The organism is Winogradskyella wandonensis (genome assembly GCF_004346845.1).
Lineage (GTDB): Bacteria > Bacteroidota > Bacteroidia > Flavobacteriales > Flavobacteriaceae > Winogradskyella > Winogradskyella wandonensis.
Window position 1 is genome coordinate 134,116 of sequence record NZ_SMGI01000003.1, and the last position, 26,538, is coordinate 160,653.

General features: G+C 34.6%; 19 protein-coding genes. 14 read left to right on the top strand and 5 right to left on the bottom strand.

Annotated elements, in window-relative coordinates:
- The first annotated feature begins 25 nt into the window (after positions 1-25).
- Both DFQ05_RS09895 and DFQ05_RS09900 read left to right on the top strand, forming a co-directional pair.
- Positions 26-706 (top strand): phosphocholine cytidylyltransferase family protein, encoded by a 681-nt coding sequence (locus DFQ05_RS09895; protein WP_132705253.1) that lies wholly within the window; start codon positions 26-28, stop codon positions 704-706.
- Entirely contained in the window at positions 707-1,750 is a 1,044-nt protein-coding gene (locus DFQ05_RS09900) for a CDP-glycerol glycerophosphotransferase family protein (RefSeq protein WP_132705254.1), read from the top strand.
- Here the strand turns inward: DFQ05_RS09900 and DFQ05_RS09905 are convergent, their stop codons facing one another.
- Complete coding sequence (locus DFQ05_RS09905; protein ID WP_132705255.1) at positions 1,751-2,575, bottom strand: glycosyltransferase family 2 protein; 825 nt, start codon at positions 2,573-2,575, stop codon at positions 1,751-1,753. It lies immediately after the preceding gene.
- Between the two features lie 38 nt (positions 2,576-2,613).
- On the opposite strand from DFQ05_RS09905, the gene DFQ05_RS09910 reads away from it, so the two are divergent.
- Positions 2,614-3,375, top strand: a complete 762-nt coding sequence (locus DFQ05_RS09910; protein WP_132705256.1) for a glycosyltransferase family 2 protein — start codon at positions 2,614-2,616, stop codon at positions 3,373-3,375.
- Between the two features lie 2 nt (positions 3,376-3,377).
- Here DFQ05_RS09910 and DFQ05_RS09915 read toward each other — a convergent pair whose 3' ends face one another.
- Genes DFQ05_RS09915 through DFQ05_RS09925 form a run of 3 tightly spaced genes read right to left on the bottom strand, consistent with a single transcriptional unit; the run spans position 3,378 to position 5,773 of the window.
- Positions 3,378-4,136, bottom strand: coding sequence for a Kdo domain containing protein (locus tag DFQ05_RS09915; RefSeq protein WP_132705257.1), 759 nt, complete (start codon positions 4,134-4,136; stop codon positions 3,378-3,380).
- Between the two features lie 9 nt (positions 4,137-4,145).
- Complete coding sequence (locus DFQ05_RS09920) at positions 4,146-4,931, bottom strand: glycosyltransferase family 2 protein (protein ID WP_132705258.1); 786 nt, start codon at positions 4,929-4,931, stop codon at positions 4,146-4,148.
- A 20-nt stretch (positions 4,932-4,951) separates the two neighbouring features.
- Positions 4,952-5,773 (bottom strand): FkbM family methyltransferase, encoded by an 822-nt coding sequence (locus DFQ05_RS09925; protein WP_158281907.1) that lies wholly within the window; start codon positions 5,771-5,773, stop codon positions 4,952-4,954.
- 278 nt (positions 5,774-6,051) lie between these two features.
- Here DFQ05_RS09925 and DFQ05_RS09930 point away from each other — a divergent pair, with 278 nt between their 5' ends.
- The 11 genes from DFQ05_RS09930 to uvrB all read left to right on the top strand — a co-directional run bounded on the left by DFQ05_RS09930 (position 6,052) and on the right by uvrB (position 26,081).
- The gene (locus DFQ05_RS09930) at positions 6,052-7,467 is read left to right on the top strand and encodes a CCA tRNA nucleotidyltransferase (protein ID WP_132705260.1); all 1,416 of its coding nucleotides are present in this window, start codon (positions 6,052-6,054) and stop codon (positions 7,465-7,467) included.
- A 51-nt stretch (positions 7,468-7,518) separates the two neighbouring features.
- Entirely contained in the window at positions 7,519-7,968 is a 450-nt protein-coding gene (locus DFQ05_RS09935) for a GNAT family N-acetyltransferase (protein WP_132705261.1), read from the top strand.
- Between the two features lies 1 nt (position 7,969).
- Positions 7,970-9,010, top strand: a complete 1,041-nt coding sequence (locus DFQ05_RS09940; protein WP_132705262.1) for a COX15/CtaA family protein — start codon at positions 7,970-7,972, stop codon at positions 9,008-9,010.
- Positions 9,011-9,041: 31 nt separating this feature from the next.
- Positions 9,042-9,557 carry an IS1096 element passenger TnpR family protein gene (locus DFQ05_RS09945; protein ID WP_132705263.1) on the top strand — a complete coding sequence of 172 codons (516 nt, stop codon included), beginning with the start codon at positions 9,042-9,044 and terminating at the stop codon, positions 9,555-9,557.
- Positions 9,558-9,703: 146 nt separating this feature from the next.
- Positions 9,704-10,603, top strand: a complete 900-nt coding sequence (locus DFQ05_RS09950) for an ABC transporter ATP-binding protein (RefSeq protein ID WP_132705264.1) — start codon at positions 9,704-9,706, stop codon at positions 10,601-10,603.
- Between the two features lie 61 nt (positions 10,604-10,664).
- Positions 10,665-11,492: an ABC transporter permease gene (locus DFQ05_RS09955; protein WP_132705265.1), complete on the top strand. Its 828-nt coding sequence runs from the start codon at positions 10,665-10,667 to the stop codon at positions 11,490-11,492.
- A gap of 28 nt (positions 11,493-11,520) precedes the next feature.
- On the top strand, positions 11,521-14,862 hold the full coding sequence (locus DFQ05_RS09960; RefSeq protein ID WP_132705266.1) for a T9SS type B sorting domain-containing protein: 3,342 nt from the start codon (positions 11,521-11,523) through the stop codon (positions 14,860-14,862).
- A gap of 35 nt (positions 14,863-14,897) precedes the next feature.
- Positions 14,898-16,676 (top strand): T9SS type B sorting domain-containing protein, encoded by a 1,779-nt coding sequence (locus DFQ05_RS09965; RefSeq protein WP_241974251.1) that lies wholly within the window; start codon positions 14,898-14,900, stop codon positions 16,674-16,676.
- A gap of 98 nt (positions 16,677-16,774) precedes the next feature.
- Positions 16,775-21,613, top strand: coding sequence for a T9SS type B sorting domain-containing protein (locus DFQ05_RS09970; RefSeq protein WP_132705267.1), 4,839 nt, complete (start codon positions 16,775-16,777; stop codon positions 21,611-21,613).
- Positions 21,614-21,690: 77 nt separating this feature from the next.
- Positions 21,691-24,039, top strand: a complete 2,349-nt coding sequence (locus DFQ05_RS09975; RefSeq protein WP_132705268.1) for a T9SS type B sorting domain-containing protein — start codon at positions 21,691-21,693, stop codon at positions 24,037-24,039.
- Positions 24,040-24,074: 35 nt separating this feature from the next.
- The gene (gene uvrB, locus DFQ05_RS09980; protein WP_132705269.1) at positions 24,075-26,081 is read left to right on the top strand and encodes an excinuclease ABC subunit UvrB; all 2,007 of its coding nucleotides are present in this window, start codon (positions 24,075-24,077) and stop codon (positions 26,079-26,081) included.
- Positions 26,082-26,086: 5 nt separating this feature from the next.
- On the opposite strand, the gene DFQ05_RS09985 is transcribed toward uvrB, so the two are convergent.
- On the bottom strand, positions 26,087-26,488 hold the full coding sequence (locus DFQ05_RS09985) for a TerB family tellurite resistance protein (RefSeq protein ID WP_132705270.1): 402 nt from the start codon (positions 26,486-26,488) through the stop codon (positions 26,087-26,089).
- Between the last annotated feature and the right edge of the window lie 50 nt (positions 26,489-26,538).

Below are 26,538 nucleotides of genomic sequence, written 5' to 3' on the forward strand. Positions count from 1 at the left end.
TCTCATTAAATAAAAACTATATCAAATGAAAATTATAATACTTGCAGCCGGAATAGGATCTAGATTAGGTAACCCCTTTCCAAAACCACTAACACCGCTAAAAAACGGAAAAAGTATTATGCAAATGCAAACTGAAAACATTGCATCGCGTTTTGATATAGACGATATAAATGTAGTTGTAGGATTTAAAAAAGACTTAATCATGGAACGTTTCCCAGAGTTGACCTATGTTTACAATCCATTTTTTGATAGAACAAATACCTCTAAAAGTCTTTTAAAAGCTCTTAAAAAACAAAAAGACCAATCGGTTTTGTGGTTTAATGGCGATGTGGTTTTTGACGAAAAGCTATTGGATATCTTGATGCCTGCTATTGAAAAAAATCAATCTTTTGTTGCTGTAAATACCAGCAAAGTAGCGGACGAGGAAGTAAAATACACCTTAGAAAACGGATACATAAACCAGCTATCTAAAACCGTTGAAAATGGTCTGGGCGAAGCTGTTGGTATTAATTTTATTTCTTCTAATGATATTCAGACTTTTATAACACGTCTAGAAGAGTGCGATGATAACGATTACTTTGAGCGTGGTTTAGAATTAGCCATAGAAAAAGACCAACTTCAAATCAAAGCTATTGACATCTCTAAATACAATTGTATGGAGATTGATTTTGTCGAAGATTTAGAGAATGTAAATAACATGCTTTAAATGAAAACCATTCTTTTTTGTCAAAATAATTACGCCTTCGGGATACTGAACCCGATAAAAAAGGTTTTGGTCCATAAGGATTATCAGTTTATCTGGTTTGTAGCTGATAAAATAAGAAACGATTTTCCCTACTCTGAAGATGCATATACTTCGGAAATTAAAGACTTAGAGGCTTTTAAAGCAGATGCTATTTTTGTACCTGGTAATGAAATTCCTCATTATTTAAGAGGTCTTAAAGTGCAAATATTTCATGGATTGGCCGGAGAAAAAAAAGGTCACTTTAGAATTAGACATTATTTCGATTTATATCTTACTCAAGGCCCATATTTTACGGATAGGTTTAAGGAACTAAGTCAAATACATAAAGATTTTGATGTCATTGAAACGGGTTGGCCTAAACTTGATATTTACGGAAAAGACAAAAACAAATACAATGATGATAAATTGTTATTATTAAGAGAATACGAGGCTGAAAAAATTCTTTTATATGCGCCAACATTTTCGCCAAAGCTAACTTCTGCTCCATTTCTATTAGACGAATTAAAGCAATTAGCAGATAACAAGGATTATTTGATATTATTAAAATTTCATCCTTTGATGGCACAAGAATGGATAGACGCCTATAAGTCGCTTGCAAAGGAAGTTTCAAATATTCTATTTCAAGAAGAAAAAAATATTATCAAGTTTCTTTTGATTTCTGACCTCTTAATTAGCGATACCTCATCTGTTATCTACGAGTTTATCCTCTTGGATAAACCTGTAATTACTTTTAATAATATTTCCGAAACGATTAATTGGGAAAATACAGACGACTATTCGCAACTCGAACACCTTGTAAAATCTAACCTTCAAGAAGACGTTTTTGCAGAGAAGCGTAGGTTAATAAAACAGCAGTTTCATCCTTACGAAGATGGTCTTTCCGCGCAGCGCATGGTTGAAGCGACAGAAACTTACATTAAAAAGCATGGCGTACCTAAAAAGCGAAAACTCTCTTTCTTAAGACGCTTAAAAATGAACTCTAAATTTGGTAAGGCATCAAAATAACTAGTGCTTTTTTATTCCGAAATTTGTGTAAGTAGACTTTGTGCTTCTCGTTATCTTTCTTATCTCTTTATTAAACTTTTCTGCTTCCTCATTTTTATAAGGCCGCTCATGAAATAAATGTAAACAAATAGCACTGTAACGTATCTGTAAAAATCTTATACCGTTATTCATCATACGCTCTCCTACTTCTCTATCCTCACCACCATATTGCATGCGTTCGTCAAAACCATTAACGGCTAAAATATCTTTTTTATAACACGACACATTCATCCCATCAAAGGTTGCTTTGGTAGGTGTAATCCAATTTAAAAAAGCCGCCTTTTTTTTAGAAGTCGTTAACTTATTTAATTTGAATGATTTTGGTTGACCTTCTGCTAAAAGCCAATTCGTATCAAAACATTTTTGCTGCTTAATACTATCCTTTGTGATTTTATCCGAAATCGCTTTAGTGAGTTTAAAATATCCACCAGATAAAGCCGAGTTTGTTCTTTTTAATTTAAGATGTGTTTCAACAAAATCATTACGTGCAATGCAATCGCCATCAGTAAATATCAAATAGTCGGAACTAGCAGCAACTATAGCCTTATTAAGGATTTTTGTTTTCTGAAAACCATTATCTTCTTGCCATAGATGTGTAACACTTATTTGTGTTTTCTCGGAGAAAGTATCTATAACAGCTTTTGTTTTATTATCAGAACCATCATCGGCTATAATAATTTCAAACTCTTTTATGGTTTGTAGATGGTAACTATACAATACCAACTCTAACCAATTTGGCTGATTATATGTGCTGATAATTACAGAAGCTTTTAATTGCTGAGACATGGGACAAAAATACTACTTTTACAGTATAGAATTTTTTGATGATAAAACTATCTGGAGTCATAATTACGTATAATGAGCAACGCAATATTAGGCAATGTCTTGAGTCATTAACCAGTATTGTAGACGAAATAGTTGTGCTCGATTCCTTTTCTACAGATAATACAAAAGCAATCTGTACTGAATTTGGTGTTAAGTTTTATGAACAAAAATTTCTAGGCTATGTAGAGCAAAAAAATGCAGCTTTAAAACTTGCCTCTTACGATTACATTATCTCGTTAGATGGTGATGAAAGTTTATCTCCGGAACTTCAAAAATCTATAAAAGAGCTTAAAAGTAATTGGGTACACGATGGTTACTATTGTAATCGTTTTAATAATTTTTGTGGGCAATGGATAAAATATTCAGATTGGTATCCTAACAAAAAACTGCGCGTTTTTGATAGACGAAAAGCCAAATGGATTGGTATAAATCCTCACGATAAAATTAGCCTAATTGATAATACGAAAGCTGGGAAATTAAAGGGTGATATTCTACATAAAACATATCAATCGTATTCAGAATTTAATCTAAAAACCGAACAATTTTCTACTCTAGCAGCCCAAGCCTATTTTGAAGAAGGTAAAACTGCTAATATTTTTAAAATAGTTTTTAATCCGACCTGGGCCTTCTTTAAAGCGTATGTACTTAGACTTGGTTTTTTAGACGGACTTAATGGTTTTATAATCTGTGTACAAACGGCAAATATTACATTTTTAAAATACACGAAGTTGTACGAATTACAGAAAAAGAGTAAAGTCTAGATTTATTTTTTCCAAAATTTGAGCTTCTTTTTAAGACGCTTTTTTCGGTGATAGCGGTATTGAAAATCTTGGGTCTCTTGCCACATAGTTTTAAACACTTTGTCTTCATCTTCACCAGAAACAAGAGCATATTCACTGCTCATAATTTCAATCATAGATTTATGGATTGTTAGTTTAGACAGATTTTTCATTCGCGTATTAAAATCCATGTGTCCAAATTTCATCCTGTTTAAATCTACTAAATAAAAATGATACTGATTTTCGTCTTTTTTAATAAGCGTATTTCCAGGAGAATGGTCTAGAAAGTTAATACCCTTTTCATGTAAGCTATAGGAAAATCGCGTAAAAGCACGCAGTATATCCTCGTAATTAGGATAATTAAAGTTTGTGGTTAAATCTCTATATGTCAAGTCTGCTTGAAGATGCTCGCTAGCGTAATAACTATCCTTAAATGTTAATAAGCCTTTGTTTTCAAAATAGCCTAAAGGTTTTGGCGTACCAACATTACAGCTTTGCAGATACTGCGCAAACTCAAAAGAGCGCTGAGCCTTAGATTTTCTAAAAAATCGATAGACAATTTTATTTATGAGGTTGGGTACTCTAAATGACTTAACATTAACTAAAGTCGACTCTATTTGTTTGGTCTTTATAACGTTCCTTTCACCATTGTTGAATAGCTGCCCTTCAGAATTAAAATTTGAAATAAATTCTGAAAGTTGATTATTAAATTTAGAATCGTCTGAAGCAAAGACTTTTTTCATGCTACGAAATTACAAATACTGATTGACTCCTTTTGGACTCAAAATTCGTTTACTTTTAATTGTTTCTTGTTCTATAACATCATTTTTTTCAAGATTATCCTTTGATTTTTCTTGATGATAGATATGATAAACAATCCCTTTATATCTTAAACGTCTTGCTAGTAATCCTTTATTATGGAATCGCAAGGCAAGTTCGGAGTCTTCTCTTCCCCATCCAACGAAATTTTCGTCATAACCATTAACTTCGATAAAATCTGATTTAAAAAACGATGTATTACAACCTCTATATTTAGAAGAAAACTTCTCTTGCGCTTTGTAGAAACGCGCCAAAAAAGGAAAATGTAGACTTCTCGTTCGTTTCTTTATACCTCTAGAAAATATATTGAAAAAGGTTTGTTGTTTACTAAATAACACATCTAAATAAGGCTTTTGAATGTTAACTCTGCTTCCAAATAGATATACGCCTTTCTTCGCAAAACTTAAATGGTCTTTTACAAAAGCTGGATGCATAATACAGTCACCATCTACCTGAATTATGTATTCGCCTGTTGCAGATGCAATGGCTTTATTTAATATTTCTGCCTTTCTAAACCCCTTATCTTCATGCCAAATATGTTTAATTGGGATATTTAGTTTTGATTTAAATATATCGATAAGACTCTTGGTTTCCTCAGAAGAGCCATCGTCCGCAATTATAACTTCAGTTGGTTTTGTTTTTTGATTCACCACGCTTTTAAGTACAAGCTCTAATGCTTCTGGCCAATTGTATGTCGCTATAATTAATGAAGACTTCATCTCTATTATTCTCTCATCACCTAGTTGAAAATGCTGTAGGCCTGAATCTCTAATTTTTCTTTTGGAACTAAAAATACATTGTCAATCTTCTTACATGACTCAAAGGATGAAATTTTATTCCATTTCGAATCTTCTAATTTATACATAGAATAATCTTTCGGAATTAAATCTGTAAAAATTGTTTCTATATTAACGCCCCGCGATGTATAAAACGGCTTATTAACCTCCATTAGCATGGTTGGTCTGTGAGCATTAATGCATTTCTGAGCACCTCGAAGAAAAAAATCCTCGTGACCTTCGATATCAATTTTAATTAAGTCGATGTTAAAATCATTTTTAAAATTAGGCCAAATATCATCTAATACTTTTAGTTTAATTTCAGACACTTCAAATCCTTCGTCGAGTTTACCACCAGTAGGTATTGCAGCATTACCAGTCTTAGAGCCCTTTTTAAAATCTTCTCTCAGAGTAATTTTACTTGTTTTGTCCTCATCTGAAAGTCCATAGTTTTCTAGCTGGCAAATTGATTCTAGTTGGTTCAGTTCAATGTTCTTCTTGTGACGTCTATAATTACCTTCAAATGGCTCGAAAGATATTAGCTTTGTATTAAGATTATTATCTCTGATATATTTTCCATTGGCTACAGAATAAAAACCAATATTTCCACCGACATCTAGTATAATAGACTCATCTTTTACGAGCCCTAAGAACGAAGAAAGTAAATCTTCGTCATAAAGACCCGTATAAAAGGCATCTCTTTCGGTCCTAGTTGTTAGATTAACTATGATATTAGTTCCATCTTGCATTTTTGCCGTAACCAAAGGATTTGTACCGATTTTCAAAAAAAACCAATTTATTCTTTTGTAAATTTTCCTTAAAAATCTGTTGTTGGGAAGACGTCTGCTTAGTGACGAGAACGTATGAAGCAATTTTTCTCTGGATTGCATTAAATTAGGAATTATTAGGGGTAAAAATACTAATTCTTGTTTTATAAGACCTTAAAGACATTATGTTATTTTTTTGCTCTGCTTCATGCTTCTTCTTTCATTAAAATTAGGGTCTTCATTTTTGAAATTGTAAATTTGCATTCTAAAATTAAAGTGCTCTTTAATTTATCGAAATGACTTACAAAAACGCATTACAACATCCCATTTTTAAAATTATTTCGCAATCTGCTGATGCCTTAGGTGTTAAAGCTTATGTTATTGGTGGTTTTGTTAGAGATTATTTTCTAGAACGTGGCGATGCAAAAGATATAGATGTTGTTGCTATTGGTAGTGGTATAGAACTTGCGCAACATGTTGCTAGCAACTTACCAAACGCAACAAAAGTTCAAATCTTTAAAACTTACGGTACCGCTATGCTTAAGCATGACGATATTGAAATTGAATTTGTAGGTGCACGCAAGGAAAGTTATACCGAAGATAGTAGAAATCCCGTTGTAGAAAACGGCACTTTAGAAGATGACCAAAATCGTAGAGATTTTACGATTAATGCTTTGGCGCTTGGTTTAAATGACTCAAATTTTGGAGAACTTTTAGACCCATTTAATGGTGTTGAAGATTTAGAAAAAGGAATTATCAGAACTCCTCTAAATCCAGATATCACCTATTCTGACGACCCACTGCGTATGATGCGCGCCATTAGATTTTCTACACAGCTGAACTTTAAGATTGAGGAAGCGTCTTTAAAAGCTATATCAAAAAACAAAGACCGCATAAAAATCATTACTAAAGAGCGTATAGTTACAGAACTTAATAAGATTCTGGAAAGTGATAAACCGTCGCTTGGCTTTATTCATCTTGAAAAAACAGGCTTGCTCGATTATATTTTACCAGAACTTACCGCTCTAAAAGGTATTGATGAAAAAGAAGGGCAACGTCATAAAGACAACTTTTATCACACTCTAGAAGTCGTAGATAATATATGTGAAACTACTGACAATCTATGGTTGCGGTGGGCTGCACTTCTCCACGATATCGGCAAAGCACCAACAAAACGTTTCAGCAAAAAAGTGGGTTGGACGTTTCATGGGCATGAATTTGTAGGCTCAAAAATGGTCTATAAGCTTTTTAAAAGATTAAAAATGCCGTTGAATGACAAGATGAAGTTTGTTCAAAAAATGGTATTGATGAGCTCACGTCCTATTGTTTTAGCATCTGATGTAACAGATTCAGCTGTACGTCGATTGGTCTTTGATGCTGGGGACTATGTTGATGATTTAATGACGCTCTGCGAAGCAGATATTACTACAAAAAATCCAAAGAAATTCAAAAAATACCATAATAACTTTAAGATTGTTAGAGATAAAATAGTTGAAGTTGAAGAGCGCGACCATGTGCGTAATTTTCAGCCACCGGTGAGTGGTGAAGAAATAATGAAAGCCTTTAATTTAAAGCCTTCAAAAGAAATTGGAATTATTAAAGAGGCTATAAAAGAAGCTATTTTAGAAGGCGATATACCTAATGAACACGAAGCTGCTTTCAACTTAATGTTAGAAAAAGGGAAAGCGTTAGGATTGACGATTGACGATTGACGATTGATGATTGATGATTGATGATTGATGATTGATGATTATTAAAATAAAATGAATTTAATTCGTACCACATCAAAGAATCCAGATTTTATTGAACTGGTCAAACAGCTTGATGCCTATCTGAAAATTACAGATGGTGATGAGCATGAGTTTTACAATCAGTTTAATTCTATTGAAGCACTTAATAATGTAGTTGTGGCTTACGACAATATTACACCTATAGGCTGTGGTGCATTTAAGCCTTTTAATGATAATTCTGTTGAGATAAAACGAATGTATGTATTGCCAGAGGCTAGAACTGCGGGTGTAGGAAAACAAATTCTTAAAGATTTAGAAGATTGGGCGGCGATTCTCGGTTATACGTCTTGTATTTTAGAAACAGGCAAGCGCCAAGCTGAGGCTGTAAAATTTTACAGAAAATGTAATTATACCGAAACTGAAAAGTATGGACAATACAAAGACATGGAAAACAGTCTCTGCTTTAAAAAAGATTTAGGTTAAAATGAAAAAAAGATTCAGAAAAACGGCAAAAGTAGCTTTGGTACTTATTTATTTGGTAATTATTGCCGGAGCCGTTGTGCGTATGACAGGTTCTGGAATGGGTTGCCCAGATTGGCCAAAATGCTTTGGGTACTACATCCCGCCAACAGATATTTCGGAATTACAATTTAAACCTTATCACGAGTACAAAAAAGGCATTGTTATTATTGTTGATGAGGAATTACAAGTCGCAAAAAAAGCATTTACCTCTGAAAACGAAAGAAATTTAGAAAATTGGGAGCCTTATACAGCACATGATTATGCGATATTTAATCCGCTTCATACATGGGTAGAATACATTAATCGATTAATTGGTGCGCTTTCAGGACTACCTATTCTAATCTTTACAATCATGTCTATTTGGTTATGGAAAGATAAAAAGCGGTTTCTACTACTGTCTATTTTTACTGTGTTTGCTATGGCATTTCAGGCATGGCTCGGTAAAACCGTAGTAGATTCAAATCTGGCGCCATATAAGATTACGATTCATATGGTGATGGCTTTGGTTATTGTAGCCGTCATTTTGTATCTGATTTATGCCTCAAAAACCAGTTTCAAAGATCAAAAGTTCGATTCTAAATTTAGAAACGTACTTATTGCAGCTACTATACTAACGTTAGTTCAGATTGTTTTGGGTACGCAGGTGCGTCAATTTGTTGATGTGCAAAATAAGCTGGCAGGATACTTCAATTGGGATATTGCAGAACTAGCCCCTTTAGAATTTTACATTCACCGCTCACTATCTATTTTAGTTTTAGTCTTAAATGTTTGGTTATTCTTGCGAAATCGAAAGTTGAGATTAGGCTACAATAAATTCAAACTTGTTATAGTTTGTATTGGGCTAGAGATTGTTACAGGTATTGCAATGTACTATTTTAATTTCCCATTCTCTTCGCAACCCTTACACTTAGTTATTGCAGCTGTACTCATTGGAATTCAGTTTTATATCATTTTAGAAAGTCATAATAGTAAGCATTTAAAAAGCACTATTTCTTCTACATAAATTGTATCTTTACGCCACTAAAAATTTTAGTATGATTTACAGGTTTAGAGTTATCCTAGATAACGATACAGAAGAAGATATTTTCAGGGATTTAGAGATCCGTGAGTCGGATACCATGGAAGATTTACATAACATCATTACACAATCTTTTGGTTTTGATGGTATGGAAATGGCATCATTTTATGTAAGTGATGAAGAATGGAATCAAGGCGAAGAAATAGCGATGTTCGATGTTAGCGAAGGCGCGAATAAAGTAAAGGTTATGAGCACAACAAAAATCAACGATTTAGTGCATGAAGCCTCTACCCGGTTGATTTATGTATACGATTTCCTAAACATGTGGACGTTTTTTGTAGAACTTGCCGAAATTGTTGAAGAAGCAGAAAGTACAGATTATCCAAACTTAATGTTTGTACAAGGCCAAGTCCCTGACGAAGCTCCAATAAAGAATTTTGAGTCTGAAGATTTAGAAGATTATAATGAATTTGAGGACGGACTCGATGTAGATGACTACAGCGATTTAGATTTTGACGAAAACTGGAATTAAACCAGTAACTATAATAGAAACTATTAAAAGCAGCTCTAAAAAGAGCTGTTTTTTTTACCTAGCTGTAACAAAAGAATAAGTTGCTCGTCTTACTCACATAAACCAATTTATACTGAAGTTATTTCAGTATCTAAACCAATCAAATTTTGGAGAATATCCTTACCATTAATAACCTCACTAAAAAGTTTGGTTATCTCACCGCAGTTAAAGATTTAAGTTTTACCATTCAAAAAGGTAATGTTTACGGCATTTTAGGACCAAACGGAAGTGGTAAATCTACAACCCTTGGCATTGTGCTTAATGTAGTTAACAAAACCAATGGCGATTTTCATTGGTTTGATGGGAACATCAATACCCATGAGGCTCTAAAAAAAGTAGGTGCTATAATTGAGCGACCAAACTTTTACCCATACATGACGGCAGAACAAAACTTAAAATTGGTCTGCAAAATTAAAGGTGTAAGTACAGATAAAATTGACGAGAAACTCGAAGTCGTTGGCCTTTTAGATAGAAAGAACAGTAAGTTTAGAACCTACTCTTTGGGTATGAAACAACGTTTAGCTATTGCCTCTGCATTACTTAACGACCCAGAGATTTTAATTCTAGACGAGCCAACAAATGGTTTGGACCCACAAGGAATTCATCAGATACGCCAGATTATTAAAGATATTGCTGCCAGTGGCACTACCATTTTGTTAGCCTCTCACCTATTAGACGAAGTTGAAAAGGTATGCTCTCATGTGGTTGTACTCAGAAAAGGCGAAAAATTATACTCTGGCCGTGTGGACGAAATGATTAGTAGTCACGGTTTTTTTGAATTAAAAACCGATAAACAAGATGAATTAATTGAATTATTAGAAGCACACCATCTCTTTGGAAAACTAAAAACCGAAGGTGATTTAGTAACTGCCTTTTTAAACGAACCGATGTCGGCTTCAGACTTTAACAAGCTCATGTTCGATAAGGGAATAGTGCTTTCGCATCTTGTAAAACGAAAAGAAAGTTTAGAGGAACAATTCCTTCAACTTACTGATAACTTAAACTAAATTTCAATTTTCGACTTTGACCTCGACGTCGATTTCGAATTCATACACAATCAATCAAAACATGATACGACTCATACAACTCGAATTACAAAAACTTTGGCTTAACAGAACAAGCAAAATATTGATATTCATTAGCTTTATTCTGCCTTTTACAGTTTTAGTTTTATCCTCTATAAAAATTAATTTTTTCGGCTTTTTTACTTTAGAACTTGGAGAACTTGGCATCTTTAATTTTCCTATTATTTGGCATATTACTACATTTTTTGCATCTTATTTTAAGTTTTTCTTTGCTATAGTCGTGGTAAGTATGATTGGCAATGAATACAGTAATAAAACCTTGAAACAAAACTTAATAGATGGGCTAAGTAAAAAAGAGTTTATACTCTCTAAATTTTACACCATAGTCTTCTTTTCCCTCGCGGCTACATTATTAATTGGCATTGCTACTTTTTGTATTGGCATGTACTATTCTAGCTATACAGAAGCCTCTATTGTATTTAGAGAAGTAGAATTTTTATTGGCGTATTTTGTAAAACTCGTTGGCTTTTTTAGTCTATGTTTATTCTTTGGAATGCTGCTAAAACGTTCTGCTTTTGCCTTAGCATTTTTATTTGTTTTATACATTGTTGAATGGTTAGTCTTTTGGGGAGCTTACGAAATTTTTGATAGTGCAGACAAAGCATTTCAGGTAAAAAACTACATGCCGTTAGAGTCTATGTATAAATTAATTGACCAACCCATACAACGTATAGTTATGACCAAATTCCCTGACAAGGCTGAATTAGGTTATGATTATGCTGTACACTTTAGCGAGATTGCCATTGTGTTAGGTTGGACAGGACTTTTTATCTTTTTATCTTACAGATTATTAAAAAAGAGGGATTTGTAATATATTTGGTAGCTAGCGCTACTCAAATATGAAAAAGATTCTTTTTTTAATTGCTTTTGCAATTGTAAGTGTTTCAATATCGGCTCAAAACGAGGCTTCAAACTGGTATTTTGGTGATAACGCCGGAATTAGTTTTAATCCAGATGGAAGCATAACTCCAGTTACAGGACAGCTAAGTACGGACGAGGGTTGTACGAGTATTTCTGATGGAAGTGGAAACTTACTTTTTTATACAGATGGTATCACTGTTTTTGATAGAAATGGAGCCATTATGCTTAATGGAACAGGATTGCATGGTAGCCCATCGAGTACTCAGTCAGGTATTATTATTCCTAAGCCTCTAGATAACGACATTTATTACATTTTTACTGTAGATACAAACTCATTTGACCAGACGGACCTTGGTTTTAAATATTCAGAAGTTGATATTACAAGAAACGGTGGCTTGGGTGAGGTTACTCAAAAAAACGTCACACTTTTACAAGATAGCTCAGAAAAAATAGCCGCAGTGCTAAAAGACTGCCAAACCCAAGCCATTTGGGTAGTGACTTTAGCAAATCAGTTTGGAACACTTACAAACCCATTTTCTTTTAATACGTTTCATGCGTTCGAGGTTACAGCAGCTGGTGTAAATACAACTGCGGTTACGTCACCTGCAAATATATCGGCAACAGACCAAAGAGGCTATCTTAAATTTTCTCCTGACGGTACAAAATTAGCCTGTGCAAATGCGCAAAGTGGTTTATTTATTTACGATTTCGATTTAGCGACTGGAACTGTCACAGGAACACCGCAACAACTTACCATAAATTCAAGTAACGGCGCTAATATCCCTTACGGTGTAGAATTTTCGCCTAATAATCAGTTTTTATATGTTGCGTCTTCTAATGATTTTTTTAATCAAAATAATCCAGCGCAGAACGAGATTCCTTCTAATCATTTCTCGTCTTTAGTTCAATTTGATTTAACAGCGGCAAATATTCAAGCTAGTCTTTTTCCAATTAATCAAAGAAATGGCTATCGTTCGGCATTACAACTAGGCCCAGACGGAAAAATATATCGAAGCACCAGCGCCACTTACAATCAAGGACTGCCATTTTTATCTGTTATAAACAACCCTAACGAGTTGGGTGTAGCATGTAATTACGTAGAAAATCAAGTTCAACTAATAAATAATTCTAGACAAGGCCTTCCGCCGTTTATAGCCTCATTTTTCTCCGAAACCATTGATATAATAAACGACCCGGAAATAACAACAACCTTTTTACCGCTCTGCGAAGGCGAGTCTTATACACTTACGGCAGATAATATCCCTGGAGCAACTTACACTTGGAGTTTTGATGGTACAGTGCAACCCACACCTCCTATCCCTTATGAATTCGAAGTTTTTCAAAATGGTTTATACGAAGTTTTGATTGAATTAAATACTGGTGATTGTGAAATATTTGAGGGTGTTGCGCAAGTAGAATATTCGCCTTTTCCTGAAGCCTACACACCTCAAAAAATTGACGAGTGTGATAATGATTTAAACGATGGTGTTTTTCGTTTCGATTTATCCCAACAAGATGCTGATATTCTTGGAGGTCAAGACCCAAATCAATATACAGTACATTACTATGCCAGTGAACAAGATGCTATTGATGATGTAAACGAACTCCCAACGTTTTATGAAAACATTATAAATCCTCAAGAGATTTTTGTTCGAGTAGAAAACGTAAACAACGAAAATTGTTTTAGTACGACTGATGAGAATACTGGCTTAACCGTTAGCTTTCTTATTGAGGTTTACGACCAGCCTAGAGTAAATATTGTAACCAATATTGATGAATGTGATTTAGAAGGCGATACAACAGATGGGGTCATTACATTAACATTTTCAGATTATACATTAACCGTATTAGGCACGCAAAACCCAACGGATTTTACTGTTACTTACCATGATACAGATGCAGAAGCGCAAACAGGCGCTAATCCTTTACCAAATAGCTACCAAAACGTACCGTTTAATGACGAAGTTTTTATACGAATAGAAAACAATAACAATACAGACTGTTTTGATATAGGTAGTTTTTTAATAACAGTAAACCTAACCCCAGAAGTTAATGACATCGGACTTTTTCAGTGTGACGAAGATGGTACGCCTGATGGAAGAACCTTATTTAATATCCTTGAAAAAGAAGAAGATATTACTGGAGGAAACCCAGATTTTAGTGTTGAATACTTTTTAAATCAAACCGATGCAGACGCTGGAGGACCAACCATAGATGCAAGTAATTTTAATAACACTAGTAATCCACAAATAGTTATTGCTAAGGTTACAGACATTACATCTGGATGCTTTAGTTATAGCGAAATTACACTAGAAGTTAGCGCTACTTCTGCAAACAACGCGTACTTAGGTGTCTGTGATACAGATGACGTAGAAGATGGTTTTGTAGAGTTCGATTTGTCTGAAGCCGATGCTCAAGTCTTAGATGGTTTACCAACAGGCTTAGACTTGGTGTATTACGAAACATTAGACGATGCTTTATTAGAAGTTAATCCACTGTCAAATAACTTTACAAATACTATACAAGGTGGACAAACAATTTTTGTTCGCGTAGAAAACAATAATAATTGTTATGGTATTAATGAGGTAGAATTAGAAGTATTAACGCTGCCTAATATAGAAATAATGGAAGAAGTCTTATACTGCTTAAATAATTTTCCAGAGCCAATTGTAATTAATGGTGGTGTTATAAACGATATACCAAATAATTATTATTACGATTGGTCAACCGACGAGACTACAATAGAAATTGAAGTTAATGAACCAGGCACATATACTGTAACTGTATCTAATGTTGCGGGTTGCTCCAAAGAACGCACTGTTATTGTTAGAGGTTCTGACGTTGCGACTATCAATGATATTGAAGTCACCGATGCTTCAGAAAATAATACAATAACCGTTTTAGTTAATAATCCTGAGGAGTTTGAGTTTTCTTTAGATGACCCTAACGGCCTATACCAAGACAGCAATGTTTTTGAAAACGTAAGACCAGGTATTTACACCGTTTATGTAAGAGATAAAGATGGTTGTGGTATTACAGAAGATATGGTTTCTGTAGTAGGTTTCCCTAAATTCTTTACACCAAATGGCGATAACCAAAACGACTTCTGGCAAGTTAAAGGGATTTCTTCACAATTTCAACCAGATACAATCATCTATATTTTTGATAAATACGGAAAACTGATTTCAAAAATTAATCCAACAGGCTCTGGATGGGATGGCACATACAATGGCGCTCCGATGCCTAGCAGCGATTATTGGTTTTCTGTTACTCTGCAAGATGGTAGACGCTTTTCGAGTCACTTTGCTTTAAAACGCTAAATAAAACGTATTTTTAGTTAGTAAAAGTTTGTCTTTTGAAACTAAAACTCTTTGGCTTATTCTTATTTATTTTTAGCTGTTACAATGGCTATGCGCAAGATATTGCACTATATCGACAGTTTAATGGTCGCTATGACTATACTGCAATAGGTAATACATTAAACACCTCTGAAAATGGAAGTTTGGCTGTGTGTGACATACTCACAAGTTCTTCTGCCAATTTAGACTTAGACACAAATCAAACTATAATTGCTGCCTATTTGTATTGGGCTGGCTCAGGTAATGGAGATTTTGAGGTTTCTCTCAATAACAATGTAGTAACAGCAGAACGAACATTTAGTGATAGCTTAGATGATACGCGTGTATTTTTCGCCGCTTTTGCAGACGTGACTGGTATTGTTGCGGCAGAAGGAAATACATTATACACACTTTCAGAATTTGATATTACAGACGTTATTGCACCTTACTGCCCTACAGGTACAAATTTCGGTGGTTGGGCACTAACCGTTATTTATGAAGACGATGCTTTACCACTAAATCAACTCAATGTCTATGACGGTTTACAGAGTGTTCCAGAATCGCTTACAATCACTCTAGACAATCTTAATGTTTTAGATAACGATAATGCTAAAATTGGCTTTATTGCATGGGAAGGCGACCGCGCTTTAGCAGTGAATGAACAATTGACTATAAATGGAAACCTTATTGGTAATCCGCCTCTAAACCCGAGCAATAACGCTTTTAATGGCACAATCAGCTTTACTGGCGCTACAGATTTATTCAACATGGATATTGATGTTTACAACATACAAGACAATATTGCTATTGGAGATACGTCTGCGACCATAAGTCTTACATCGGGTCAAGATTTTGTAATGATTAATAATATAATTACGGTACTAAATAGCCAATTACCAGATGCTACTGTAGTTATTGATAGCATTAATTTAGAATGTGATAGTAGAACGATAGAGGTAGAATACACAGTAAACAACACCAACAGCACTGGTGTTTTAGAAAACAACACACCTATAGCCTTTTATGCCAACACAACTCTAATAGGGCAATCGCAAACCAATAGCGATATTCCTATTGGCGGTTCGGAAGTTTCAGTAATAACACTGGAGATTCCTGAGACAATTCCAGATGAATTTGTATTAAATATAATTGTTGATGACGATGGTAGCGGAAATGGAATTATAACTGAAACTAACGAAAACAACAACTTAGATTTTGAAGATGTAGCACTTCTTATCATTCCTGAAATAGTAATTCTCCCTAATCTAATTGAATGTAATTTAGGATTTGAAAAAGCCTTTTTTAACCTATTTGAAGCTACCGAGAATAATATTCAATTTGAAAACAATAGTTTTGAATTCTACACAAGTTTAGAAGATTTAAAAGAAGGTATAAACAATATTCCTTTTCCAGAAGATTTTGAAAATGAAACAAATCCACAAACTATTTATATTCGTTTAGAAAAAGATATATGCTACGAGATTTTTCAGTTTAATATAGAAATCGAAAACTGTCCTCCTGTTATTCCTGAGGGGTTTTCACCTAACAATGACACCATAAACGACTGGTTTAACATTCAAGGCTTGTACAATATTTTTGAGCAACACAAATTAAAAATCTACAACCGTCTTGGCACACTTATCTTTGAAGGCAGCAATAAAAAGCCTTGGGACGGCATTTCTAATAGAGGTATTAACCATGGAAAATTGATACCTGTAGGGACATATTATTACGTTTTAAATCTTAACGATTTAGATTTTGAGCCAATCGTTGGCTGGGTTTATGTGAACTATTAAATTACATTATAACGATTTTTTTTGCATTTCATCTAATTTTAATTACTTTTGAGCGTATAACAGACTTCGAATGTGTTATATAATAAACAGTTAGCTAAATGCCCAAAGGTTTCAAATCAATATTCCATTTTGTATGGCTATGGCTTATTAACTTCGCATTTGCTCAGCAAATAACGGTAGATAACGCTGTACCTATAGAAAACCTTATTCAGAATACACTTGCTTCGCAATGCATTCAAATCTCTAATGTATCTTCAACTATTAATGGTAGCGTTGTTGGTCTAGGGAGCTTTGGCTCTTTTGATAGAGCTTCTTCAAATTTTCCTTTCGAGAGTGGAATACTATTAACCTCTGGAGACGCGTCCTCTGCTGGTAATACATTTAATAACGATATTTTAAGCGATGGAAATAATTCTTGGGGTACAGATGTAGATTTAGAAAACGCCTTAGGAATTACAAACACCCAAAATGCGACGTCAATTGAGTTCGATTTTATATCGGTTTCAGACGTATTACAATTTAATTACATTTTTGCTTCGGAAGAATACTTTGCTAACTTTCCGTGCCAATATACAGATGCATTTGCCTTTTTAATTCGCGAAGCTGGTACTTCTAACCCCTATATAAATATTGCTACTATACCAGGTACTTCAACACCAGTCAATTCAATGACGATTCATGATGAAATTGAAGGGTTTTGTGCAGAAGAAAATCCTCAGTTTTTTGAAGGTTATAACATTGGCGACACGAACTATAATGGTCGTACTACCGTACTTTCTGCAACTGCTAACATTATTCCTAATGTAACCTATCATGTTAAATTAGTCATTGCAGACCAAAGTTTCGAAACCTACGACTCCGCAATATTTATAGAGGCCAATAGTTTTGACCCTTTGGTAGAACTTGGTGAAGATTTTTCAACTTGTGCCAGTAGCGTATATCTTGATGCAAATATTAACAATAGTAACGCCACTTACGAATGGTTTTTAAATAATAATCCTATTTCAGAAGCGAATCTACCTGAATATGAAGTGACATCAAGCGGAACTTATTCCGTAGAAATTAATATTCCTTTAGGTAGTGGTTTTTGTACTATTACCGATGAAATTACAATTGATATTAGTAATACTCAAAGTACTTCTCCGATGACTAATTATCAATTATGCGATGACCCAAGCAACGATGGTGTTGAAGTTTTTGATTTGAACACAAAAGATGCTGAGGCCATAAATTCTGTAGTTCCAGGAAATTATGTCGTAAGCTATCATACGTCTATTTCAAACGCTCAGAATAATATAAACCCAATCAATGGTAATTATACTAACGTTGTTAGTCCTCAGCTAATTTTTGTAAGGATTGAAGATATTGATACAGGCTGTTTGGCTATCAATCAATTTCAATTAGTCGTTGGACCAAGACCAGTTATTTCAGTACCACCTTTAATGGAGGTATGTGATGATCAAGTCATCGACGGATTTACAACTATTGATTTAAGTGAAAATGATGATTTAATTACCAATGGTCAGAATAACCTGGTCGTTAGCTATCATTATACCCAAGCCGAGGCAGATTCTGGCTCTAATCCTATACCTATACCTTATGTGAATGACTCACAGCTTGATATGGTATTTGTGAATGTAACAGACCCAACATCTGGGTGTAATACAACCACAACTTTAGATATTTCTGTGCTTAACCCACCTGCAATTTCTAATGCTCAAGATTATTTTATTGATGCCTGTGACCAAGACTACGATGGCTTTGCAAATTTTGATTTAACTGAAGTAGAAGCAGATATTGTAAATGGTTTGTCTAATGTTACAATTACCTACCATTTATCCCAAGAAGATGCACTATCTGGAGCTAACCCTATACCAGACCCAACTAATTTTGCTAATACAGTACAAACAGAACAAATTATATACATAAGAGTCGTCGATAATACTACTGGTTGCCCTTCAATAGCGTCATTCGAGATTCATCCAAATCTACTTTTATCAGGACCTAATTTTTCTGTAAATGAAATTTGTGATGAAGATAATGATGGTATCGAATCCTTTAATCTTAATGGTGTAGAAAGCTTTATTTTAGGTGATATACAAGATGTAGATATCGTTTTTTATGAGACCGAGGATGACCGTGATAATGGTGTTAATCCAATAGATACAAGTGTGGACTACGTTCCAGCTAGTTTACCACAAACATTATACATTACGTTAACAAGCCCAACATGTACCGAGGCAGAAGATATTATTCTTAATATTCTGGCTATAACAGAGTTTCCAGATTTACCTCAACAATTGGTTTGCGACGAGGACCAAGACGGAATAACAACAATCGACTTATCTATTTACAACAGTATCATTACTCAAGGTCAAGAAAATGATTATACAGTGACGTATTTTGAATCCTTATCTGATGCAGAAACGCAGAATAATCAACTTTCTACGATATACACAAACACCCAAAATCCATTTAATGTTTATGCTAGGATTATGTCTAACGTAACCTTCTGTGTAGATATTTCAACCTTTGAGGTTTTGGTTAATCCAGCACCTCTAACATCGCCTCCAAACTCTATTGTAGTTTGTGACGATAACGATGATGGTATTTCTACAATTAACTTAGAAAATACAATACCGGAGATTACCACATCCACTTCTGGGCTATTGTTTACATTCTATAATAGTGTTGAAGATGCTGAAAATGGTAGTAATGCCATTCCAAACCCAACAAATTATAATGCTTCTACAAGTAGTCTTAGCGTAAGAATTGAAAACGAAAATACGGGATGCTTCTCTATAGAACCTTTAGAAATTATTGTAAATACATTACCAATATTCCCTGTAATATCTAATTACGAGTTTTGTGAAGATTCTACCGATAATATCGGAGAATTTTTGTTAAGTTCTAAGGACGATGAAATCCTAAACGGACAAACAGGCAAAGAAGTTCTCTACTTTTTATCAGAGTCTGATGCTAATACTGGTAATAACCCGATTGACAAGAATAGTAATTTTCAGAATACTGAAAATCCTCAGGTAATTTATGTGCGAGTTCAGAATATCACAGATACAGATTGTTATGGTATAGATTCTTTCTCGCTTTCGGTCGGTACTAACCCTACTTTTAATGAGCCTACAGATATTTTTGACTGTGATGACGGCTCTAACGATACGTTTACAACAATAAACTTGGATGAAAAAACGGCTCAAATAACTCAGACTATTTCTGAAACTTTAGACATCATATATTATCCTACCATAGAAGATATACAAGCAGGGACAAATGGTATTACTGGAGGAACTTTTACAAACACAACAAACCCGCAAGAAGTTTATGTAGAAATAAGTAACGGCAGTAATTGTACATCTATCACGTCATTTATAATTAATGTTATTCCAGTTCCAAATGTTTTAGAAATCGAGCCTTTTACGGATTGTGATGTAGATTATGATGGAAGCATTTCTTGGGACTTGACAGAAGCAGAAATTAATATTTTAGATATAAGAGATGACAACGTTGTTGTATCTTATTTCCCAACAGAAGATGATGCGAATGATGATGCAAACGTAATTCAGAATCCAGAGAATTTTACTAACACCTCAAACCCACAAACAGTTTTCGTAAAGGTTACAAACACGGATTTTAATTGTCCATTAGTCTTACCTATTGAATTAAATGTCAACTTACCACCAGATTTTAATGCATTTGACTCGGTAACCATTTGCGATAATCAAGATAATTCTTTCGATTTAGAAGAAGTAAGCGAAATTATTATAAATGATACTAACACTACAAATCTGTCATATCATGTAACTGAATCAGATGCCTTAGGTAACCTCAACCCTCTTCTATTAAATTATCAATATCAATCGAATAACGATATTATTTACGCTAGACTTGAAGATACGATTACAGGCTGTTTTTTTGTCTATCCTTTTACCCTTATCGTAAACGACTTACCAATTGCAAATACACCGAGCGACTTGATTTCTTGTGATGACGACTTCGACGGAAGATTAGAATTTGATTTAGAAACGCAGACATCTTCAATTTTAGGATCTCAAGACACTACTTTTTTAAATGTGACTTATCATCTTTCAGAGGTTGATGCTAATGCAAACGCCAACGCTTTAGAAAGCCCGTACACTACTTTTGACGGACAAACGCTATTTGCTAGAGTTACAAACGTAAATTCACAATGTTATAGCATTACTCAATTCAATGTAGTAATTTATCCTTTACCACTAGTCGACATAGAAAATCAAGCTATATGTCCAGAAAATTTCCCATTGCGAGTTAATGCAGATACTGGTTTTGAGGGTGATGCATATTTATGGTCTACAGGCGAAACAACATCAGAAATAGAGATAACGGAAATAGGCCCTTACAGTGTTAGGGTAACCACTGCCAACGGTTGTGAGTGGACTAGTGAATTTAATGTTATTGAGTCTGAACCAGCAAATATCGAAACTGTCGAGACTGTAGATTTTTCCGACCCAAATAACATAACCATTACAGTATCTGGTATAGGAGATTATTTATATCAGCTAGATGATGGTGAACCACAAGATTCTGGTTTCTTCGAAAATGTGAATCTTGGTTATCATACGCTAACGATAATTGACCAAAATGGTTGCGCATCTGTCACTAGAGAAGTACTTGTTATAGATGCACCAAAGTTTATGACGCCAAATAACGATGGTGCTTTCGATAGATGGCATATTATAGGAGTAGAAACACTTCCTGGAACTGTAGTTTATATTTTTGATAGGTACGGAAAACTCTTAAAGCAACTAAATCATAATTCTTTGGGTTGGGACGGAACCTACAATGGGAAACTTATGCCAGCATCGGATTACTGGTGGTCTGCAGAGGTTAGAGGTGGTGATATAGAATTTACAGCAACAGGACATTTTGCACTTAGACGCTAGCTATAAAATTTAACAGTCTTCAAAAATTTCAAACTATAGCCTATCCGTATATTTGCAAAGAATTTTCAATGTAAAAAATGCGGTATTACTTTCTTGCTATTAGCTTTTTCTTCTTTTTACTTAGTAATTCTCAAAACATTACAGTTGATAGTCAATTATACAATCCACAAGAACTTATAGAAGATATCTTGATAGACAGTGATTGCATCGACAATGTGGTTGTAACTAATGCGCAAAGTGGAGACTTTGGAGGCGTTGAATTCAGTTATGGTTTTTTTGATGGTACTGGAACTACTTTCCCTTTTGAAAGTGGTATAGTGATGAGTACCGGACGATTAAGTAATGTTCCTGGACCAAACAACTCGTTAAGCGATGATGACGCTCCAAATTGGAATGGCGATGATGATTTAGAGGAGATTTTGGATGAAAATAACACATTTAATGCAACCATTTTAGAATTTAATTTTACAGCAATTACCAATCAAATAAGCTTTAGATATCTTTTCGCATCAGAAGAATATCAAGAAAATAATTCTAATACGTGTATCTTTTCAGATTTATTTGGCTTTCTAATTAAACCGTCTGATAATTCCCAGCCTTTTCAAAACATCGCAGTGATACCTGGTACTAACACACCTGTAAAAGTTACAACAGTGACGCCTGGCATATCAGGAAGTTGCCCATCACAGAATGAAACTTTTTTTGGTGGATTTAATGGTGCTATGTCACCGATAAATTTCAATGGACAAACTGCAGTTTTAACAGCAACTGCAGATATAATTTCAGGTCAAGAATACACTATAAAATTGGTGATTGCCGACGAACAAAATTTTAGATTTGACTCAGCTGTATTTCTTGAAGCAGGTAGTTTTCAGGCCTCTAGAGATTTAGGACAAAATAGATTATTGGCAACTAATAATCCTTTGTGCGAAGGAGAAACACTTTTGTTAGATGGTACCATATCAGGAAATAACGGTTACGATTGGTATAGGGACGGTGTACTTGTACAATCTGACCCAGTAGGTTGTACTAATTGTGGCACCTACGAAGTGACTCAACCCGGCATTTATACCTTAGAAGTTAACTTAGATGGTACGTGCGTGGCCAATGGAGAAATAACTATAGAATATAGCCCAAATCCCGAAGGCTCAGACGTAATTCAGGTGGAATGCGATGCCAACCAAGACGGACTTACCTTTTATAATTTGTTAGAGTTGGCGGCAGACATTCGTAATAACGATCCTGATTTAACCGTAAGCAATTTCTTTTTATCGGAAATGGAAGCTATCGATAATATTAACCCTATTGAGACACCTACAAGCTTTGAAAATACCATACCGAATCAAATTGTCTACGCCAGAGTAGAAAATCCATTTGGATGTTTTGATGTTGCAGAATTAGAGCTTCAAATTTCGAATAATACACTTAATATTCCTACCATTGAAGCTTGTGATTTTGGAGAGCTTGACGGATTAACAACATTTGACCTTAACGAAGTCATTACTGCTATTGATAGTCAAATACCAACAGGTGCTACAATTAATTTTTTCGAAACGGAAAACGATGCGTTTACAGGAAACAATTCATTAACTATAAACTTTGATAATAGTGTTCCAGATTTTCAAACCATATTTGTAAAAGTTGAAAATAATGATGTGTGTTATGCAATTTCGGAAGTGGACTTACAAGTAAAATTTACACCAGCAGTTTCAGAAGATATAACTGTAATTTATTGTACAAACACCTTTCCTGAAACCATAAGACTTTTTGGTGGAGTCCTTAACGATTTACCTAACAACTATTATTACGAGTGGCAATTAAACGGAACACCTTTAACCACGACCACTTCTTTTATAGATGTTAATGAAATAGGTACTTACACTGTGATTATTACAGACCCTAACGGCTGTAGTAACACTAGAGATATTATAGTAGTACCATCAGAAATTGCTCAGATAGATGCTGTTGATGTAATTGGCTCAGATACTATAAATACTATTACAATTGTCGCTTCTGGCCTTGGTGATTATGAATATGCACTTGACAATGAAAATGGTCCTTATCAAGATGAAAATGTATTCAACAACATACTACCGGGATTTCACACAGTTTTTGTTCGTGATAAGAATGGTTGTGGAATAGATTCGGAAATTTTTTCAGTACTTGGTTTTCCTAAATTCTTCACCCCAAATGGCGATGGACAAAACGACTTTTGGCAGTTAGATGGTATTAATTTTCAGCTATATCCAGATCTAGAAGTAACAATTTATGACCGTTTTGGAAAACTCATGACGAGGCAAGACTCTAGAAGCTCTGGTTGGGATGGTAATTACAATGGTACTTTAATGCCAAATTCTGACTATTGGTTTACTGCAAACTTTGGAGATGGTAGAACTTTTACAGGGCATTTTGCCTTAAAACGCTAATTGATTCCTGCTCATCTTTATCGTAACTTTGCGCTATGCGTTTTAAGATAAAATCCGAATTTAAGCCAACTGGTGACCAACCACAAGCCATCAAACAATTAGCAGATGGCATAACCAATAACGAGAGATACCAAACACTTCTTGGCGTAACAGGTTCTGGTAAGACCTTTACGGTTGCTAATGTTATTGAAAAAGTGCAAAGACCAACTTTGGTTCTGGCGCACAACAAGACCTTGGCAGCACAATTATACTCGGAGTTTAAGCAGTTCTTTCCAGACAATGCGGTAGAATACTTTGTGTCTTATTACGATTATTACCAACCTGAGGCTTACATTCCCGTTTCTGGGGTTTATATCGAAAAAGATTTATCTATAAATGAAGAAATTGAAAAAATGCGTCTCAGCACCACATCTTCCCTACTTTCCGGTCGTCGAGATGTTTTGGTAGTGGCTTCCGTTTCTTGTTTGTATGGTATTGGGAATCCTGTTGAATTTCAGAAAAACGTTATCACTTTAGAACGCGACCAAGTGATTTCTAGGACTAAGCTATTGCACATGCTCGTTCAAAGTTTGTATTCGCGTACCGAAGCTGATTTTAAAAACGGAAACTTTAGAATTAAAGGTGATACGGTAGATGTCTTTCCAGGATACTCAGACAATGCCTTCAGAATTCATTTTTTTGGAGACGAGATTGAAGAAATCGAAGCTTTTAATCCTTATGACAATCAAATAATTGAGCGTTATGATAGATTGAATATTTATCCTGCAAACATGTTTGTAACGTCTCCAGATGTACTTCAAAATGCTATAAGAGAAATCCAGGATGATTTAGTAAAGCAACACGACTACTTTAAAGATATTGGCAAACATCTTGAAGCCAAACGTCTAAAAGAGCGTACGGAGTTTGATTTAGAAATGATACGAGAATTAGGCTATTGCTCTGGTATCGAAAATTACTCACGTTATTTAGACGGCAGAGCTCCAGGCACACGTCCATTCTGCTTATTAGATTATTTTCCCGAGGACTATTTAATGGTCGTTGACGAAAGCCACGTGACCATATCCCAAGTACACGCTATGTATGGCGGAGATAGAAGCCGAAAAGAAAATCTAGTTGAGTATGGTTTTCGTTTGCCAGCAGCAATGGATAACAGACCGCTAAAGTTTGAAGAATTTGAAGCATTACAAAATCAAGTTATTTACGTTTCTGCAACTCCAGCAGATTACGAAATGCAAAAAACTGATGGGGTTTATGTGGAGCAAGTGATAAGACCAACTGGGCTATTGGACCCAATAATAGAAGTACGTCCAAGCTTGAACCAGATTGATGATTTAATCGAAGAAATACAAACTCGGGTAGAAAAAGATGAACGCACATTGGTTACAACGTTGACCAAGCGTATGGCGGAAGAATTGGTAAAGTATTTAACCCGAATCTCAATTCGTTGTCGTTACATTCATAGTGACGTTGATACGTTAGAGCGTGTAGAAATTATGCAAGATTTACGTAAAGGGATTTTCGATGTTTTAGTTGGTGTCAACCTTCTTAGGGAAGGCTTAGATTTACCTGAAGTATCTCTTGTAGCCATTTTAGACGCTGATAAAGAAGGTTTTCTTCGAAGTAATCGCTCGCTTACTCAAACAGTTGGTAGAGCAGCTCGAAACCTTAACGGGAAGGCCATTATGTATGCCGACGTTATTACGCAGAGTATGCAAAAAACAATAGATGAAACCAATTACCGTCGAGAAAAACAAATCGCCTACAATACTGAAAATAATATCACTCCCAAAGCATTAAATAAGAGTTTGGATAGTGCCTTAGCAAAAAACTCGGTAAGTACTTATAAAACTGAATTAGATGCTAAACTAGCAGCAGAGCCAGAATCTAAATACTTAACAAAAAGTGAATTAGAAAAGAAAATAAGAAACACGCGTAAACAAATGGAGAAGGCCGCGAAAGCTCTAGATTTTATGGAGGCTGCTCGTTTTAGAGATGAAATAACAGCCTATCAGGAGCGACTAGAAAAACTAAAAGTAAAATAATGTCTTTAGTTGTATTGTACTTTAAAAATATCAATTAAGAAATCTGGAGGTACAATTTTATTAGGGAAGCTATCCATTAAATCCAGAACACGATTTATTGCTTCTTGGCTTAAACCCATTCTAAGTCCGAAATTATGAATTTTAATCAACTGCTTATTTGAAGCATTTTGATCTAAATTCATTAATAAAATTAACCTATGGAATTGTACAATACGCTCACTATGCGATTTTAAGTTGACATAGGTTACAGGATGCTTGAAAAGATAATAAAAATCGTCATCAGAAATCTCTAACTGTCTAGCAATACTTCTTAAAAATTTATGCTCTATAGAGTTTATATTTTCTCCGTTCTGAGCAAAAGCTATCATTTCTGATAACAAACTTAATTTTTCAACGCGATTAATCATATATGGGTATGCCGAGGGTTTTTGAATTATACAAATTTAAATAGATGTAA

Bases quoted from the DNA above. Each gene is read 5' to 3' on its own strand.
- DFQ05_RS09895 (WP_132705253.1), top strand. From the start codon at position 26: ATGAAAATTATAATACTTGCAGCCGGAATAGGATCTAGATTAGGTAAC.
- DFQ05_RS09900 (WP_132705254.1), top strand. From the start codon at position 707: ATGAAAACCATTCTTTTTTGTCAAAATAATTACGCCTTCGGGATACTG.
- DFQ05_RS09905 (WP_132705255.1), bottom strand. From the start codon at position 2,575: ATGTCTCAGCAATTAAAAGCTTCTGTAATTATCAGCACATATAATCAG.
- DFQ05_RS09910 (WP_132705256.1), top strand. From the start codon at position 2,614: ATGATAAAACTATCTGGAGTCATAATTACGTATAATGAGCAACGCAAT.
- DFQ05_RS09915 (WP_132705257.1), bottom strand. From the start codon at position 4,136: ATGAAAAAAGTCTTTGCTTCAGACGATTCTAAATTTAATAATCAACTT.
- DFQ05_RS09920 (WP_132705258.1), bottom strand. From the start codon at position 4,931: ATGAAGTCTTCATTAATTATAGCGACATACAATTGGCCAGAAGCATTA.
- DFQ05_RS09930 (WP_132705260.1), top strand. From the start codon at position 6,052: ATGACTTACAAAAACGCATTACAACATCCCATTTTTAAAATTATTTCG.
- DFQ05_RS09935 (WP_132705261.1), top strand. From the start codon at position 7,519: ATGAATTTAATTCGTACCACATCAAAGAATCCAGATTTTATTGAACTG.
- DFQ05_RS09940 (WP_132705262.1), top strand. From the start codon at position 7,970: ATGAAAAAAAGATTCAGAAAAACGGCAAAAGTAGCTTTGGTACTTATT.
- DFQ05_RS09945 (WP_132705263.1), top strand. From the start codon at position 9,042: ATGATTTACAGGTTTAGAGTTATCCTAGATAACGATACAGAAGAAGAT.
- DFQ05_RS09955 (WP_132705265.1), top strand. From the start codon at position 10,665: ATGATACGACTCATACAACTCGAATTACAAAAACTTTGGCTTAACAGA.
- DFQ05_RS09960 (WP_132705266.1), top strand. From the start codon at position 11,521: ATGAAAAAGATTCTTTTTTTAATTGCTTTTGCAATTGTAAGTGTTTCA.
- DFQ05_RS09970 (WP_132705267.1), top strand. From the start codon at position 16,775: ATGCCCAAAGGTTTCAAATCAATATTCCATTTTGTATGGCTATGGCTT.
- DFQ05_RS09975 (WP_132705268.1), top strand. From the start codon at position 21,691: ATGCGGTATTACTTTCTTGCTATTAGCTTTTTCTTCTTTTTACTTAGT.
- uvrB (WP_132705269.1), top strand. From the start codon at position 24,075: ATGCGTTTTAAGATAAAATCCGAATTTAAGCCAACTGGTGACCAACCA.
- DFQ05_RS09985 (WP_132705270.1), bottom strand. From the start codon at position 26,488: ATGATTAATCGCGTTGAAAAATTAAGTTTGTTATCAGAAATGATAGCT.